The sequence below is a fragment of the Hansschlegelia zhihuaiae genome (assembly GCF_004103825.1).
GTDB classification, from domain to species: domain Bacteria; phylum Pseudomonadota; class Alphaproteobacteria; order Rhizobiales; family Methylopilaceae; genus Methylopila; species Methylopila zhihuaiae.
The window spans coordinates 402,927-403,964 of the sequence record NZ_RYFI01000001.1; the positions used below are offsets into that span (position 1 = coordinate 402,927).

The 1,038-nt window shown below is 78.8% G+C and carries 1 protein-coding gene; it reads right to left on the reverse strand.

What is annotated here, in order from left to right:
* The coding region (locus EK403_RS22110; protein WP_164919459.1) for a Y-family DNA polymerase at positions 1-1,038 on the reverse strand (1,038 nt) is incomplete at both ends.

Consider the following 1,038-nt stretch of genomic DNA (forward strand, 5'->3'; position numbering starts at 1 on the left):
ATCGAAGGCCGGCGCGCGAGGGACGAGCGGCTCGGCGGCGAGCGCGGAGAGCCGCATCAGATCATAGCCGAAGCCGGGGTCGAGCGGGTCGGCGAGCGCGTCGAGCCGCTCGCCGAACAGTCGCATCAGCAGCTTCGGGTCGCGGGTCGGCGCGCCGGTCCCCAGATCCACGCGCTCGACCTTGCCGTCGGCGCGGAACAGCGCGGCCTCGGCGGCGGTGAGGCCCTGCCCCGCCGCCTCGAGCCTGCGGGCGAGCGCGTCGGCGAGCGCGGCGAGCGAAGCGAGCGCCGCCTCCACGGTCGCGATCGGCTCGGCGAAGCGCCGCTCGACCACGAAGGAGGGCGCGGGCCGGCGCGGCGAGATCGGCGGGTCCGCGATCCCGAGCGTCGCGTCGAGCGCGGCCAGGAAGCCGGCGGCGAAGCGCGCGCCGAGTTCGCTCCGGCCGCGGACCGCCACCTCCCCGACGGTCTTCAGCCCGGCGCGCAGGAGGCCGAGCCGGCCCGGCTCGTCGAGCGCAAGCGCCGCGACCGGCAGCGCCGCGACGAGGCGTCGCTCCTCGCCCGGCGGCGCGACGCCGCCGCCCGTGAACCAGGCGAGCGCGCGCGCCGGGCCGGCGGCGTCCGCGATCGCCGCCCGGGCCTCGAACCCCCGGCCGCGCAGCGCGCCGACGAGGCCGGCGAGCAGCGCCGCCTCGCCGCCGAACAGCTGCGCGCAGCCCGAGACGTCGAGCAGCAGGCCCTGCGGCGGGTCGAGCGCGACCAGCGGCGTGTAGCGGTCGCACCAGTCGGCGACGACCTCCAGAAGCTCCGCGTCCTCATGGGGGGCGGCCGGAACCACGCGCAGCGCCGGACAGACCGCTCGCGCCGCGGCGAGCGCCATGCCGGCCGCACAGCCGCCGGCGGCCGCCCGCGCGTCGACGGCCGAGAGGCGAAGCGCGCTGCCGACCCTCTCGACGATGGCGAGCGGCCGCTCATCCGGCGCGGCGGAGGGAGTTTGCGCCCTCTCCCGCCGCAGGATCCGGTCGATCGGCAGGGTCGG